Here is an 11,472-nt window from a genome sequence, read left to right on the forward strand (position 1 = left end):
AAGCCCTTAACAGCGTACCGAAACGTACCAGCGGACCTGACCAGCCGATGCCCATAACGATCCTCGATCTCGTCCTGCTCGGCGTGATGCTGATTTCGGGCCTGCTTGCCATGGTGCGCGGCTTCATGCGCGAGATCCTATCGATCGCGGCCTGGGGCGCCGCCGCGCTGGTCACGCTGTATGCTTTCTCCAAGCTGCTGCCGACCGCCAAAACTTACTTCAATAACGACACGGTCGCGGCCGTCGTCGTGGTGGCCGGCACCTTCATCGGTACGCTGATCGTGGTCTCGGTGATCACGGTGCGGATCTCGGACATGATCCTGGATTCCCGGATCGGCGCGCTCGACCGCACCCTCGGCTTCCTGTTCGGCCTCGCCCGCGGCCTGCTGATCGTGGTCGTGGCGTTCATGTTCTTCACCTGGCTGGTTCCGGACAAGCAGCGGCCCGACTGGGTGACCGGCGCGAAGTCCCGGGTGGTGCTGCAGGGAACCGGGGATTGGCTCATGACGCTCTTGCCTGATGACCCCGAGAACACCATCTTAAAGAAGTTCAAGAAGAATAAGCCAGACGACGATTCTGCGGCTGATACCAACGATCAGGCGACGCCGGCGTCGGGCGATGGCTATAGCAAACCTGCGCGTGACAGCTTGAAAAAGCTGATCGAGAAACCCGCGGGCCGATAACTTATTTGGGCCCTTACGAGAGGCGATGAACGAGATGCAAACCCCTTCCGATCACGCCGACCAACTGGATCTCGACCTCGGCCCGACGGAATTGCAGGAACATCTCCGGGAAGACGATCTCCGGTACCACCCCGACCTAGATGGCGACACGCTCCGCGAGGAATGCGGCGTGTTCGGCGTCTTCGGCCACTCCGAGGCCGCCGCGATCACCGCGCTCGGCCTGCACGCTTTGCAACACCGCGGCCAGGAGGCCGCCGGTATCGTCTCCTTCGACGGCGGGCGCTTTCACAGTGAACGCCGCCTCGGCCTGGTCGGCGACGCCTTCTCCCGCCGCGAGGTGATCGAGCGCCTGCCCGGCAACGCCGCGGTCGGCCATGTCCGCTACTCCACGACCGGCGGCACCATCCTGCGCAACGTGCAGCCGCTGTTCGCCGAGCTCAGCGCCGGCGGCTTTGCGGTCGGCCACAACGGCAACCTGACCAACGGCCTGACCCTCCGCCGCGAGCTGGTCAAGGGCGGCGCCATGATGCAGTCGACCACCGACACCGAGGTGATCCTGCATCTCGTCGCGCAATCGAAGCGCACCCGTTTCATCGACCGTTTCATCGAGGCGCTGCGCACCATCGAGGGCGCCTATGCACTGGTGGCGCTGACCAATAAGAAGCTGGTCGGCGCCCGCGACCCGCTCGGCATCCGCCCGCTGGTGCTCGGCGATCTCGATGGCCACCCGATCCTGACCTCGGAGACCTGCGCGCTCGACATGATCGGCGCCAAATATGTCCGCGACATCGAGCCCGGCGAGATCATCGTGTTCGACGAGGCCGGTGCGCACAGCCACAAGCCGTTCCCGCCGAAGCCCGCCCGGCCCTGCATCTTCGAATATATCTATTTCGCCCGGCCGGATTCGATCGTCGGCGGCCGCTCGGTCTACGACGTGCGCAAGGCGTTCGGCGCCCAGCTCGCGCGCGAGAGCCACCCCGAGGTCGACGTCGTGGTGCCGGTGCCGGATTCCGGCGTGCCCGCTGCGGTCGGCTACAGCCAGTATTCCGGCGTGCCGTTCGAGCTCGGCATTATCCGCAACCACTATGTCGGCCGCACCTTCATCCAGCCGACCCAGACCGTGCGCGAACTCGGCGTGCGCATGAAGCATTCGGCCAACCGCGCCGCGATCGAAGGCAAGCGCATCATCCTGATCGATGACTCACTCGTGCGCGGCACCACCTCGAAGAAGATCGTGCGCATGATGCGCGACGCCGGCGCCCGCGAGGTGCATTTCCGCCTCGCCTCGCCGCCGATCCTCTATCCCGACTATTACGGCATCGACCTGCCCGATCGCGGCGGTCTCCTCGCGGCGACCCATTCGCTCGAGGAGATGCGCGACATCATCGGCGCCGACTCGCTCGCCTTCCTGTCGATCGACGGCATGTATCGCGCGATGGGCTATGAGGGACGCGATCCCGCCAGCCCGAAATTCGCCGACCATTGCTTCACCGGCGCCTATCCGACCCATCTCACCGACCAGAGCGAAACCGAGCCCTCGCCGCGCCAGCTCTCGCTGCTGGCGGAGGCGAGCTGACGCGCAGCGTCATCCCGGGGCGATGCGAACCATCGAACCCGGGATCTCGACGTTGTTTTGCGATCTTGCTTCAACCCTCGGGATTCCGGGTCTGGCCCTTCGCCATCCCGGAATGACGGTGTTTTTCACGATGGGCGGGCTTGTCCCGGCCATTTCTGTCTGTAATACCCCCGGCAAAGACGCGGACAGACAGACATGACAAAACCCCTCGCCTCCCGTATTGCCCTCGTGACCGGCGCCTCGCGCGGCATCGGCTATGCGACATCGGTCGCGCTGGCCAAAGCCGGCGCGCATGTCGTCGCGGTGGCGCGCACGCAGGGCGGGCTGGAAGAGCTCGACGACGAGATCCGCCAGCACGGCGGCAGCGCCACGCTGGTCCCGCTCTCGCTCACCGACTACGAGGGGATCGCGCGGCTCGGGCTCGCGCTGCATGAGCGGCACGGCAAGCTCGACATCCTCGTCGGCAATGCCGGCACCGCCGGACCTTCGTCGCCGCTCGGCCATATCGAGCTGAAGCCGTGGAACGAGGTGATGGCGATCAACGTCACCGCCAACTTCCAGCTGATCCGCTGCATGGACCCGCTGCTGCGCCAGTCCGACGCAGGCCGCGCGGTGTTCGTGACCTCGGGCGTGGCCCACAAGGCCAGCGCCTATCTCGGCCCCTATGCGGCCTCGAAGGCCGCGCTGGACGCACTGGTGCGCTCCTGGGCCAACGAGACCGCCAACACGCCGCTGCGCGCCAACCTGTTCAGCCCCGGCCCGATCCGCACCCGGATGCGCGCGCAGGTGTTTCCCGGCGAAGACCCGATGACGCTGGATACGCCCGACATGGCCGCCGAATTCATCGTGCCGATGTGTGCGCCGGACTGGACCGAAACCGGCAAGCTCTACGACTACAAGGCGCGCACGCTGCGGACTTTCCAGCCGCCGGCGTAGGTCTTTCCCCGTCATTGCGAGCGAAGCGAAGCAATCCATCTTTCGGTATGTGCAGGCAGATGGATTGCTTCGTCGCTGTCGCTCCTCGCAATGACGACTGCCGGTTGACACCCTCCCCGCCCCACGATTGACTGCGCTCCCAGCGGGACGCCCGCCAAGAAGAAGCTCGGGAGGCATCATGACGCCGACGTTCAATCGCGCGCGCTCCATTCTGTCCGGATTGTTTCTCACCGCCGGCATCGCATCTTCACTCCTCATTCCACCCACGCTGGCCCAGGCCGGTGACGTCCCGACCTTCGCCGTCGATCCGTCCTGGCCAAAGCAGCTTCCCAACAACTGGATCATCGGCCAGGTCGGCGGCATCACCGTCGACTGGCAGGGGCATATCTGGGTGGTGCACCGGCCGCGCTCGCTGACCGATGGCGAGAAGGCGGCGAGCCTGATCCCGCCGCGCGCGAAATGCTGCGTGGCGGCGCCGCCGGTGCTCGAATTCGATGTCGACGGCAATCTGCTGCGCGCCTGGGGCGGCCCCGGCGACGGCTATCAATGGGTCGGCCGCGAGCACGGCATCGAGGTCGACGAGCGCGGCTTCGTCTGGATCGGCGGCAATGCCGATGACGACAGCGAAATCCTGAAGTTCTCGCTCGACGGCAAGTTTCTCGGCCAAATCGGCAAGATCGCAGCCCGCACCAACAGCAACGACACCACCCAGCTCGGCCGCCCCGCCGAGATCGCGATCGACAAGGCGGCCAACGAACTCTACATCGCCGACGGCTACGGCAACCGCCGCGTCATCGTCTTCGACGCCACCACGCTGGCCTACAAGCGGCACTGGGGCGGCTATGGCAAGCTGCCCACCGACGACAAGCAGCCGCCTTATGATCCAAGCGCCGCGGTACAGGAGCAGTTCGGCAATCCCGTGCATTGCATCAAGATCGCCAATGACGGGCTGGTCTATGTCTGCGACCGCAGCCAGGACCGCATCCAGGTGTTCCAGAAGAACGGCACCTTCGTCAGGGAATGGTTCTACGAGAAGAACACCCGCGGCGACGGCGCGGTGTTCGATCTCGCGCTGTGGCCTGATCCGAAGCAGACCTATCTGCTCAACGCCGACGGCGCCAATAACGAGATCCGCGTGCTGAAACGCGACGACGGCTCAGTGGTCGGCACCTTCGGCCATAGCGGCCGCAATGCCGGGCAGTTCGCGCTGCTGCACGTCATGGCGGTCGACCAGAAGGGCAATGTCTACACCGGCGAGGTCGAGGGCAAGCGGATCCAGAAGTTCAAGCTGACCTCGGACGCGCTCAAATAAGGATGACGACGGGATGACGCTTCGACGCAGTTCATCCGGCTTTATGCGGATTGCCGCTTCCACCCGGACAGGGTAAGCGGGAACCCGAACGACCGGCACAAGGCCCCGCAAGAGGGCCGCCCGGATAAATCACAGTGGAGGAATGTCTGATGACGACGACGCTCGCACGGCGCCACGCCGTGCTTCTCGCTTGCGCTGCACTCGGCCTTGCAACCCCTGCCCTTGCGCAGGACAAGAACGTCAAGATCGGCGTGCTGAACGACATGTCGGGGCTCTATGCCGACATCGGCGGCCCGAACTCGGTCGCCGCGGCCAACATGGCGGTGGAAGACTCCGGCCTGCGCGCCAAGGGTTGGAAGATCGAGGTGGTCAGCGGCGATCACCAGAACAAGCCCGACGTCGGCGTCAACATCGCGCGCAACTGGATCGACAACGAGAAGGTCGACATCATCACCGACACGCCGAACTCCGGCGTTGCGCTCGCGGTGAGCAACCTCGCCAAGGAAAAGAACTCGATCGTGCTCAACTCGGGGGCTGCGACCGCCGACCTCACCGGCAAGGCCTGCAACGCCAACACGATCTCCTACACGTTCGACACCTACATGCTCGCCAACGGCACCGGCAAGGCGCTGACCAAAGCCGGCGGCGACAGCTGGTTCTTCCTCACCGCCGACTACGCCTTCGGCCATGCGCTGGAGCGCGACACCGCGGCGGTCGTCACCGCCAACGGCGGCAAGGTGCTCGGCGGCGTCAAGCACCCGCTCAACACCGCGGACTTCTCCTCGTTCCTGCTGCAGGCGCAGGCCTCCAAGGCCAAGATCATCGGCCTCGCCAATGCCGGCGGCGACACCACCAACGCGATCAAGCAGGCATCCGAATTCGGCATCACCGCGGGCGGACAGAAGCTCGCGGCGCTGCTGCTGTTCGTCAACGACGTGCATGCGCTGGGCCTCAAGATCGCACAGGGCCTCACCTTCACCGAGTCGTTCTACTGGGACATGAACGACCAGACCCGCGCCTGGTCGAAGCGCTTCCAGAAGGTCTCGCCCAAGGGCTCGATGCCCTCGATGACGGTCGCCGGCGTCTATGCCGGCGTGCTGCATTACCTGAAGGCGCTGGACGCGATGGGCGGCAACCCGCATGACGGCGCCAAGGTCGTCGCCAAGATGAAGGAGATCCCGACCGACGATCCGCTGTTCGGCAAGGGTCCGTTGCGGATCGACGGCCGCCGCATCATCCCGGCCTACCTGTTCGAGGTGAAGAAGCCGGAAGAGTCCAAATATCCCTGGGACTATTACAAGCTGATCGCCACCATCTCGCCGGAAGACGCCGCCAAGCCGCTCGAGGCCAGCGATTGTCCGCTGGTGAAGAAGTAGGCAGCACACCATTCCTCCGTCATTGCGAGCGCAGCGAAGCAAATCCACAGCACCGCAAACGCGACACGATGGATTGCTTCGTCGCTTCGCTCCTCGCAATGACGTCCACAGCGAGCTAACCCCACCCGACTCCGTCACTTCGCCGCCGCCTTCCTGGCCGGCGGCGGTAGCGAGGCCCATTCCCTGTCGGCGCGCGGGCCGCCGACGTCGCCGGTCAGACCGACGAGCTGCCCGGGCTGCACGTCGAGCGTCTGTGTCCAGGTCTGGGTCCGGCACAAGAACTTCATCAGACATCCCTTCAGCTTCAGCCGGTCGGACTTATCGCGCCACAACGAGACCGAATAGGACTTGCCGTCCTCGGCATTGTAGATGTCGCCGTCGAACCGGCCCTCCGGCGACAGCTTCAATCCGAGGATCAGCTGATGGCCGAGCAGCGCGCGCGTGCGCTTCTCGGGATCGGAATTGAGGCTATCGCGGATCGGCTGGCCGCGCGGATCGAGCGGCTCCTTCATCCACACGATGAAGCCGCAGATGCGGTCGCGCGCGCTGCCGCAGCGCTCGAGGCGGATACGGGCCTGTCCGTTTTCGGTCAGCCAGGTGCCGCTCGGATCAGCGGGGATCGCCTCGGCGCGGCCGGTCGAGCTCATCAGCAAGGCCGCGACGAGGCTGCGCAGAAACATGTGAACCAGAAAGTTCATTGTCCAGGACCTTTCAGTGTCGGGATGATTTGCAGGACGCGCGCGACGCGCCTCACTTCAGTTGTGCCATGAAGGCATCGGCACCCTTGTCGATGCCGGTGGTGGCGGCGGCGAGATCGCCGACGCTGGCCTTGATGTCGTAGGCGTTGGGATATTGCTTACTGACGTAAGCACCGAGCAGCCGCGAGGTCGCGCTGTCGAACATCTCGACGGCATAGATCACCGAGCCGGTCATCGTGCCCTCGCCGTCGCGCGCCGCCTGCACGCCGTTAAAGATCGCGCCGGCCATATCGAAGCGCGACAGCGTGCCGAGCACCGGCGTGTTGGCGACCGCGCCGGTCAAGGTCAGCCGAACGCGGAACGTGTTCGGCCCGCGCGTATTCACCAGCGTGAAGCGGCCGCGCAATTTGTCGGCGAAGCGGGTCTGCATAGTGGCGGCGAGCGTCTCCTTGTCCTTCTCGGACATGTTGCCGAACTGATGATCCGCGCCGCGATAGATCACGACCGGGTCGAGCATGACCTTGTTGTAGCTCCGCCAGTCGACCGGCGGGGCATAGCGGCACGCGTCCCGAGGAATCCGACGTATCAGGCATCATGTAGGCCGACGAGGCCACCTCCGAATAAGCCACCGGCGTGACGGCGGCGCATCCTCCTGCGAGGACGCAAAGCGCCATCGCTCCCAGACCGCGCACAGCGATCGAGCTCTCCATTCCAATCTCCTCGTCCGAGCTAAAGCGGAAGAGCAGCTCGGCCGCAGCCGGGTCCGGGGCTAAAGTTACGGCTGCGGCCGTCAGACCTTGCCTCAGTGCGACGATCTATCAAACCGACCAGGCGGTTTGTAAAACTGCAATCGCGGGACATGCGATGAAAAAATGCGGCGATCGAAATGCCGTGAAGACTTGGTGAGGCGCAGCGCGAATGAGGGCCGGGCGTTGTCACAAACCCGAGATATCTCCTGTGGTACGGCAGCAGCGGCCGGGGGATTTCAGGGGCCCGGTGCCGATCCAACGCCGCCAAGCGATCATATTCCGCTTGGGCGGCGTTGTGTTTGCGGGCACCGCAGGTGCGTCAGCTGCGCTTGCGGGCCGATGCCGACTTTGTGGCCCGCGACGCCGATGCCGCGCGTGCCGCCGTCGCCCTGGACGGCTTTGCGGCCGCCGGCGCGCCCTGCTCCATCGCCGTCCACTTGCTGTCGTCGAGCAACCGCTCGAACAGCCGATCGCGCTCGGCATCGGTCAGCGATGACAGGCCGAACAGCGAACTCAGCAGCAGTCCCCGCGCCGCCGCCCAGCGCAGCAGCGCAAGATCCGGATCGCGCGCCTCGGCCCTCATCCGCGCGACCTTCTCGATGTCGACATCGCGCGGCATCGCCATCAATTCCGGATTCTCGTTCATCGCCGCCAGCAGCGCGAACGCCCCTGCCCGCGGCGTCGAGATCGCTTCCCTGAGCGTTGCGATCTGCGCCGCCAATTCGGGCTGGTCCGTCGTCTCGCGCGCCTTCTCGAGGTAGCGGTTCGAGAACGCCTCGAAATAGGCCATCTGCTGCTCGAGCAGAGCGCGCAGCACCGCTTCCTTGGTGCGGAACTGATGCATCACGCCGCCCTTGCTGAGCCCGCTCTCGCGCGCGATCGCATCCAGCGTCAGGCGCCCGGGACCATCGCGCGTCACGATGGTGATCGCGGCGTCGAGCGCGGCGTTGCGGGAGCGTTCCGAGCGGGAAGGATTGTCCATGGGATTACTTACTCAGGAAGGAGTCGCGTGAGCACAGTATCTCAGCGGCCTTGGTCAATCTCAAGCGCGGCATCCGATGCCGCCAGACAGAGCGAATGACGTCCCCGAAGTGCCGGCGCTGGCTTCGGGTGGTACGTGTTAGTCGCTCACGCGCAAGCGCCTTCGCTGCCGTAGACTCTCCGGAGCCGCCGGCGCAGGCCGTGCAAGAAACCGTGGGCCATCCGGCCGATCACCCTTTCCCCTCGCCCGCGCGCGCGGGCGACAGACTGCGCGTCGGCATAGCTGGCGGCGACGATCGTCCCGCGCCTGCCGCCATCGAGTTTCAGGTCGGTCAGATAGACGAGGCTGCGCGACGTCAGCAACGCCGCCTGTGCGTCGCTGAAACACGTCAGTTCATCGCAGATATCGGCGGCCTCGTCGTTCACCATGCTCCTCCTGGCGGAGCGGCCCCGGAGCGAGGTACCCAGGCTGATATCGCGCCTTATACAAACCAACCAGATGGTTTGTAAATAGACAAAATGGCGCAATTCTCCCGACGCGGCCGGTCCGGACGCTTGTCGGATCGGCGCCATCGCATTCGTCCTCGAGGCATCGATCAGCCAGCACCCGGAGACGCGAGCCATGCCACAGCCAAAACAGACGGCGGAAACCGAAATCAGGACGCTCATCGAAGCCTGGGCGGATGCCGTTCGCCGACAGGACTATCCGGGCATTCTGGCCCATCACGATCAGGACGTCGTGATGTTCGACGTTCCCCCGCCATTGCAGTCGCGCGGATTGGACGAATACAGGAAGACGTGGGACCTGTTCTTCAGCTGCTTCCGCCCGTCGCACGCGTTCAATATCGAGGAGATCGCGATCACGGCCGGCGAAGATGTCGCCTTTGCCGTCATGGTGATGCGGTGCGGCCCGCCCGACGCCACGTTCCAGTTCAGGCTGACGATCGGCTTGCGCAAGGTCGGCGGCGACTGGCGCATCACGCATGAGCACCATTCGGTGCCGGCGACGGACTAAAGGACAGCAGCGGTCCTCGACGAGGCGCGACAACAAGGCGCCTTGATGCAAATCAAGAGCAAGTGGAACTCGTCCCGATATCTGGTTATCCTCCGAGGAGGCCAGGAGGGTTCGCCATGTCGATCAGCCGTCGCCAAATGCTTGCACTGCTAAGCGCCGCGGCTTCGCCGCTCGCACTTTCCCGAGCTGCACACGCCGATTTTGATGGTCCGGTTATCCGGGCGTTGGAGGCCGGCGAAGATTTCTGGCTCGCCCAGGATGCCTATATCTACGGATATCCGCTCGTGACGATGGAGATGACCCGCCGGATCATGACCAACGTTGCCTCCGTGGAAGGTACGCGCGGGCCGATGGGGCAATTCATCAAGCTCCGCAAGTACCCGGACGCCAGCTTCAGGGACGTCACGGCACCCAATGCCGACACCCTCTACACATCGGCCTGGATCGACGTGGGCGACGAGCCTTGGGTCCTCAGCATGCCGGACATGAAGGACCGCTACTTCCTGTTTCCGATGCTGGATGGCTGGACCGATGTCTTCCAGGTGCCGGGCAAGCGCACGACAGGCACGAAGCCGCAGACCTATGCGATCACAGGACCGGGCTGGAAGGGAACGCTTCCGGCAGGGGTCAAGGAGTACAAATCTCCCACCAGCACGGTCTGGATTTTGGGCCGCATCTATTGCACCGGCACACCGGAGGATTACGCGGCCGTGCATGCCGCGCAGGACGAGTTCAAGCTTGTGCCCCTCAGTGCCTACGGCAAATCGTATACGCCGCCGCCAGGCAAGGTCGATGCGTCAATCGACATGAAGACGGCGGTTCGCGATCAGGTCAACGGTCTGGATGCCGCGGCCTACTTCACCCTGCTTGCGCAGCTGATGAAGCGCAATCCACCGGCGGCCGCCGATGCATCCGAGGTCGCCAAATTCGCGAAGATCGGCCTTGTCCCGGGCAAGGATTTTGATGTGAGCAAATTCGATGCCGCGTTCGCCAAGCGAGTCCCGCAGGTGGCATTCGACCGGATCATGCTGCAGTTCAAGGTGAACAAGGCGATCCGAAACGAGAACGGCTGGGCTTTCGATAGCGAAGCCGGCATCTACGGCACCAACTATCTCAACCGTGCCTTTGTCACCGCAATCGGCCTTGGCGCCAACCGAATTCAGGATGCGTGCTATCCGACATCGCAGAAGGACGCCGACGGCAAGGATTATGTCGGCAGCAACAAATACGTGATGCGTTTTCCGAAGGGGCAGCTCCCTCCGGTCGCCGGCTTCTGGTCGATCACGATGTATGACGAAAACTACTTCTTCGTCCCCAATCCGATCAACCGCCAGTCGATCAGTGCCCGCCAGAACCTCAAATCCAATCCGGACGGTTCGGTTGAACTCTATATCCAGAAGGACAGTCCAGGTTCGGACAAGGAGAGCAACTGGCTTCCCGCACCTGCGGGCAAGTTTATCCTGATGTTGCGCATGTACTGGCCGAACGAAAAGTCGCCGTCGATCATCAACGGAACCTGGAAGCCGCCCCCGGTGCGGAAGGTGACAGGCATGAAGGAAGTCTCGCGTTGACCTGGCGGCCGATGGACGGAGGTGGGCTTGATGCTGTTTCCCGACACCCCGTCCGTCGAACAACTGTCGCAGGTGATCGTCCAGGTCACCGCTCCTTCGTTCCTTCTGGGAGCGGTTGCCGGGTTCGTTTCGCTGCTGATCGCCCGCATGAACCGCGTGAGCGACCGGATCCAGGCGCTCAATGCAATCTCGGATAGCGAGAGCGCTAAAATCGGGTCGAAGAAGGACATGCACCAGCTGAGGCGTCGCGCCGAATTGCTGAACCGAGCGATCGTGTTCTCCGCGACGAGTGCGATATTGACGTGCTTGCTCGTGATCGTGGCGTTCGTCAGCGCATATTACCAGCTGCGGCACGAATATGGTGTAGCTGTGCTATTTATCGTTGCGCTGGGATTCTTCATGGCAGCGTTGGTCAATCTCGTCCGGGAGACCTGGATTTCCGTGCACGAGTACGCGCTCGATCGCTAAAGCGTGATGAAGTTAGGTTCGTCCATATCCTGCATTTGCTAGGTAGCTCAGACATTCTTCGGGCGAGAAGAGCTTGAGGACCTCGCCGATGGCGAAACAAACAGCCT

11 protein-coding genes and 1 pseudogene are annotated in these 11,472 nt (G+C 63.9%); 8 read left to right on the forward strand and 4 right to left on the reverse strand.

The genetic code is table 11. The features are described 5' to 3' along the window. The first annotated feature begins 47 nt into the window (after positions 1-47). The 5 genes from AC628_RS08155 to AC628_RS08175 all read left to right on the forward strand — a co-directional run bounded on the left by AC628_RS08155 (position 48) and on the right by AC628_RS08175 (position 5,883). A complete protein-coding gene (locus AC628_RS08155; RefSeq protein WP_074126200.1) occupies positions 48-683 on the forward strand; it encodes a CvpA family protein in 636 nt (211 codons plus the stop codon). A 34-nt stretch (positions 684-717) separates the two neighbouring features. After that, positions 718-2,259 (forward strand): amidophosphoribosyltransferase, encoded by a 1,542-nt coding sequence (purF, locus tag AC628_RS08160; protein ID WP_074126216.1) that lies wholly within the window; start codon positions 718-720, stop codon positions 2,257-2,259. Positions 2,260-2,454: 195 nt separating this feature from the next. Beyond that, entirely contained in the window at positions 2,455-3,195 is a 741-nt protein-coding gene (locus AC628_RS08165) for an SDR family NAD(P)-dependent oxidoreductase (RefSeq protein ID WP_074126201.1), read from the forward strand. Positions 3,196-3,373: 178 nt separating this feature from the next. After that, entirely contained in the window at positions 3,374-4,507 is a 1,134-nt protein-coding gene (locus AC628_RS08170) for an NHL repeat-containing protein (protein ID WP_074126202.1), read from the forward strand. A 149-nt stretch (positions 4,508-4,656) separates the two neighbouring features. After that, positions 4,657-5,883: an ABC transporter substrate-binding protein gene (locus AC628_RS08175; RefSeq protein WP_050425440.1), complete on the forward strand. Its 1,227-nt coding sequence runs from the start codon at positions 4,657-4,659 to the stop codon at positions 5,881-5,883. 134 nt (positions 5,884-6,017) lie between these two features. Here AC628_RS08175 and AC628_RS08180 read toward each other — a convergent pair whose 3' ends face one another. From AC628_RS08180 to AC628_RS42655, 4 genes and pseudogenes are all read right to left on the reverse strand, one after another. Further along, positions 6,018-6,581 (reverse strand): DUF2147 domain-containing protein, encoded by a 564-nt coding sequence (locus tag AC628_RS08180; protein WP_074126203.1) that lies wholly within the window; start codon positions 6,579-6,581, stop codon positions 6,018-6,020. A gap of 52 nt (positions 6,582-6,633) precedes the next feature. Continuing rightward, positions 6,634-7,291: pseudogene (locus AC628_RS08185) on the reverse strand (DUF3313 domain-containing protein). 358 nt (positions 7,292-7,649) lie between these two features. Then, positions 7,650-8,312, reverse strand: a complete 663-nt coding sequence (locus AC628_RS08190; RefSeq protein WP_074126204.1) for a TetR/AcrR family transcriptional regulator — start codon at positions 8,310-8,312, stop codon at positions 7,650-7,652. Between the two features lie 146 nt (positions 8,313-8,458). Next, positions 8,459-8,737, reverse strand: coding sequence for a hypothetical protein (locus AC628_RS42655; RefSeq protein ID WP_143201492.1), 279 nt, complete (start codon positions 8,735-8,737; stop codon positions 8,459-8,461). A gap of 196 nt (positions 8,738-8,933) precedes the next feature. Between AC628_RS42655 and AC628_RS08200 the strand changes: the two genes are divergently transcribed. The 3 genes from AC628_RS08200 (at position 8,934) to AC628_RS08210 (ending at position 11,365) form a co-directional block, all read left to right on the forward strand. Continuing rightward, a complete protein-coding gene (locus tag AC628_RS08200; RefSeq protein ID WP_074126206.1) occupies positions 8,934-9,326 on the forward strand; it encodes a YybH family protein in 393 nt (130 codons plus the stop codon). 116 nt (positions 9,327-9,442) lie between these two features. Continuing rightward, the gene (locus tag AC628_RS08205; RefSeq protein ID WP_074126207.1) at positions 9,443-10,897 is read left to right on the forward strand and encodes a DUF1254 domain-containing protein; all 1,455 of its coding nucleotides are present in this window, start codon (positions 9,443-9,445) and stop codon (positions 10,895-10,897) included. 30 nt (positions 10,898-10,927) lie between these two features. Further along, a complete protein-coding gene (locus AC628_RS08210; RefSeq protein ID WP_074126208.1) occupies positions 10,928-11,365 on the forward strand; it encodes a DUF2721 domain-containing protein in 438 nt (145 codons plus the stop codon). Positions 11,366-11,472: the final 107 nt, after the last annotated feature.

The organism is Bradyrhizobium sp. NAS96.2 (assembly GCF_001908235.1).
Lineage (GTDB): Bacteria > Pseudomonadota > Alphaproteobacteria > Rhizobiales > Xanthobacteraceae > Bradyrhizobium.

Excerpts from the sequence above, each read along its gene's own strand:
- AC628_RS08170 (WP_074126202.1), top strand. The coding sequence starts at position 3,374 with ATGACGCCGACGTTCAATCGCGCGCGCTCCATTCTGTCCGGATTGTTT.
- AC628_RS08175 (WP_050425440.1), top strand. The coding sequence starts at position 4,657 with ATGACGACGACGCTCGCACGGCGCCACGCCGTGCTTCTCGCTTGCGCT.
- AC628_RS08200 (WP_074126206.1), top strand. The coding sequence starts at position 8,934 with ATGCCACAGCCAAAACAGACGGCGGAAACCGAAATCAGGACGCTCATC.
- AC628_RS08165 (WP_074126201.1), top strand. The coding sequence starts at position 2,455 with ATGACAAAACCCCTCGCCTCCCGTATTGCCCTCGTGACCGGCGCCTCG.
- purF (WP_074126216.1), top strand. The coding sequence starts at position 718 with ATGCAAACCCCTTCCGATCACGCCGACCAACTGGATCTCGACCTCGGC.
- AC628_RS08155 (WP_074126200.1), top strand. The coding sequence starts at position 48 with ATGCCCATAACGATCCTCGATCTCGTCCTGCTCGGCGTGATGCTGATT.
- AC628_RS08205 (WP_074126207.1), top strand. The coding sequence starts at position 9,443 with ATGTCGATCAGCCGTCGCCAAATGCTTGCACTGCTAAGCGCCGCGGCT.
- AC628_RS08190 (WP_074126204.1), bottom strand. The coding sequence starts at position 8,312 with ATGGACAATCCTTCCCGCTCGGAACGCTCCCGCAACGCCGCGCTCGAC.
- AC628_RS08210 (WP_074126208.1), top strand. The coding sequence starts at position 10,928 with ATGCTGTTTCCCGACACCCCGTCCGTCGAACAACTGTCGCAGGTGATC.
- AC628_RS08180 (WP_074126203.1), bottom strand. The coding sequence starts at position 6,581 with ATGAACTTTCTGGTTCACATGTTTCTGCGCAGCCTCGTCGCGGCCTTG.